4 protein-coding genes are annotated in these 2,758 nt (G+C 72.7%); 2 read left to right on the top strand and 2 right to left on the bottom strand.

Annotated elements, in window-relative coordinates; genetic code table 11:
* Nucleotides 1-272 (bottom strand): putative acetyltransferase (locus H5J30_RS25830; protein ID WP_445194959.1); only part of this gene is annotated, 272 nt, incomplete at its 3' end.
* Between the two features lie 111 nt (nucleotides 273-383).
* Between H5J30_RS25830 and fdxA the strand changes: the two genes are divergently transcribed.
* Both fdxA and dapC read left to right on the top strand, forming a co-directional pair.
* Nucleotides 384-710 carry a ferredoxin gene (fdxA, locus tag H5J30_RS25825; protein ID WP_027754067.1) on the top strand — a complete coding sequence of 109 codons (327 nt, stop codon included), beginning with the start codon at nucleotides 384-386 and terminating at the stop codon, nucleotides 708-710.
* 91 nt (nucleotides 711-801) lie between these two features.
* Nucleotides 802-1,908, top strand: a complete 1,107-nt coding sequence (gene dapC / locus H5J30_RS25820; protein WP_181789747.1) for a succinyldiaminopimelate transaminase — start codon at nucleotides 802-804, stop codon at nucleotides 1,906-1,908.
* Nucleotides 1,909-2,040: 132 nt separating this feature from the next.
* On the opposite strand, the gene H5J30_RS25815 is transcribed toward dapC, so the two are convergent.
* Entirely contained in the window at nucleotides 2,041-2,409 is a 369-nt protein-coding gene (locus H5J30_RS25815) for a hypothetical protein (RefSeq protein WP_181789746.1), read from the bottom strand.
* Nucleotides 2,410-2,758 lie beyond the last annotated feature (349 nt).

Genomic DNA, 2,758 nt, shown 5'->3' with positions numbered 1-2,758 from the left:
TCCGCCGCCGTCGCCGCGGGTCCGCGCCGCCGCGCCGGTGCGGGCGGCACGACCTTCCCCGCCACCACGGCGGCCTCGGGGATCCGGACGACCTGGCCGTTCCGCCGCGTGAGACGCAGCTCCCCGGCATCCCACGATGTGAGCACGCCCACCGCGTCCGTGAACCGCGCGTCCTTCTCGGAGGCATCCGTCAGCCGCCGTACGGAAACGCGTTTTCCCACGTCAGCTGGGGTGATACGGATTTCGAGCCGCGCCCCAGTGGTGAATTCCACAGCTCTCCACGCCCCTCTTGTTCGCTCCGTGCCCGGGAACGGAGATACTAGGTGCGGGCATCGACACGCCGCGCTCCCGCGCCGCCAGCCTGATCGAGGAGGAACGACAGCGTGACCTACGTCATCGCAGAGCCTTGTGTGGACCTCAAGGACAAGGCCTGCATTGAGGAGTGCCCCGTCGACTGCATCTACGAGGGCCAGAGGTTCTTGTACATCCACCCGGACGAGTGCGTCGACTGCGGTGCGTGCGAGCCGGTCTGCCCCGTGGAGGCGATCTTCTACGAGGACGACACTCCGGAGGAGTGGAAGGACTACTACAAGGTGAACGTCGAGTTCTTCGACGATCTCGGTTCGCCCGGTGGCGCCTCGAAGCTCGGCCTGATCGAGCGGGACCACCCGATCGTCGCGGCCCTCCCGCCGCAGGAGCACGACGAGTAGCACCCGAGGACCACGGCGATACGCATCGCCCCCGCCCCGTAAGCCCCGGGCTGATCGGCGGGGGCGGTTGCGTCGATTGAGGACAGTGAGAGTGCGACCCGTCACCTCCCGGCTGCCCGTCTTCCCCTGGGACCGGCTGGAGCCGTACAAGAGCGCCGCCGCGGCCCACCCCGGGGGCATCGTCGACCTGTCCGTCGGCACCCCCGTCGACCCCGTCCCCGAGGTGGTCAGGACCGCGCTCGCGGACGCCGCCGACAGCCCCGGCTATCCGCTCGCCTGGGGCACCCCGGCGCTGCGCGAGGCCATCGCCGGCTGGTTCGGGCGGCGGCTCGGGGCGGACGTCGGACCGGACGCGGTGCTGCCGGCGATCGGCACCAAGGAGCTGGTCGGCTGGCTGCCGACGCTGCTGGGGCTGGAGCCGGGGGACCAGGTGGCGTACCCGCGGCTCGCGTATCCGACGTACGAGATCGGGGCCCTGACGGCGCGGGCGGAGCCCGTGACGTACGCCGATCCGGTCACGGACCTCGACCCGGCGCGCGTCAGGCTGCTCTGGCTCAACACCCCGTCGAACCCCACCGGGCGCACCATGGACGCGGCCGAGCTGCGCCGCGCGGTGGAGTGGGCGCGCGCGCACGGGGTGCTCGTCGCCTCCGACGAGTGCTACCTGGAGCTGGGCTGGGAGGCCGAGCCGGTCTCGGTGCTGCACCCGTCGGTCAGCGGCGGCTCGTACGAGGGACTGCTCGCCGTCCACTCGCTGTCGAAGCGCTCCAACCTCGCCGGCTACCGCGCGGGGTTCGCCGGCGGTGACGCCGCGGTGGTGCGCGAGCTGGTCGCGGTGCGCAAGCACACGGGGATGATGGTCCCGAAGCCGGTCCAGCAGGCGATGATCGCCGCGCTGGGCGACGGGCGGCACGTGGCCGAGCAGCGCGAGCGCTACGCGCGCCGGCGTGCGGCGCTGCGCGAGGCGCTGACGGGGGCGGGCTTCCGGATCGAGCACAGCGAGGCGTCGCTGTACCTGTGGGCGACGCGGGACGAGCCGTGCTGGGACACGGTCGCGGAGCTGGCGAAGCTGGGGATCGCGGTGGTGCCGGGGGAGTTCTACGGGGCCGCGGGGGAGCGGTTCGTACGGGTGGCGTTCACGGCCACCGACGAGCGGGTGGCCGCCGCCGTGGAGCGGCTGGGGGCGCTGCGGGGCTGAGGGCACCGTAGCGCCGCGGGACGTCCGTTCGCGGCGCTGACGGGCCGCCGGGCCCGCGGAGGACGGCTCCGCGGACCGCCGGCGGCCTCGTGGGTCAGCCGGGCAGGCTCGGGCAGGCCCGGGCCGGGTGGGTCACAGGCCCAGACTCGACGTGGGCAGCTCCGGGGTGAGGTTCCCGGCGGCGTCGCCGACCGCGCTCTGGCCCTGGTCGACGGTCTTGCCGGTGGTGTCCTGGACCGCGCCCAGGGCCTTCTCGGCGGTCGGGGCGGCGCTCTCGCCGAGCTGGTTGGCCGTCTCGGTACCGGTGGTGAGCACCTCGCCGCCGGTCTGGGAGGCGGTCGCGGGCAGCGAGCTGGTGTCCAGGGCGCTGACCGGGTTCAGGCCGCTCGTGCTGGGCAGCTCGACGGCGCTTGCGGCACCCGCGGCGCCGACGACCGGTGCGGCACCCGCGGCGACGACGAGTGCGACCCGGGCGAGGTGGCGCTTCAGGGGGTGGGACATGGTGCTCCTTTGACGGAGGGTTACTGATGGTCATGTCCGCCGTGCGGACGCTGTGACTACCGCGTGAGGCGCCGGAAGGTTGCGGCCGTCCCACGTAAAGAGTTGGTAATGCGTCGCATTATCTGCTTCGCCAGAAAACCGGGCAAAGCAGGTCGGTCCGAGCGTCGTTCGAGGGGGTAAGGACCCGCGCTCACCGGGGATTTGTCGGATCGTGGAAAAGAACGGGAAACCGCGTCCCGCCGTCAGCGTGCGTTGACCGGCTTCGCCCGTACGGAGCAGCGTGCGCTACGGCTCGGTGACGATGCGGACCGATGCCGCGCCCGCCGCCGCGTTCGCGCCCTCGGCCTTC

The sequence above is a fragment of the Streptomyces phytophilus genome (assembly GCF_013870535.1).
In the GTDB taxonomy this organism is placed as follows: Bacteria; Actinomycetota; Actinomycetes; order Streptomycetales; family Streptomycetaceae; genus Streptomyces; species Streptomyces phytophilus.
This window is presented reverse-complemented; position numbering and strand designations above follow the sequence as displayed.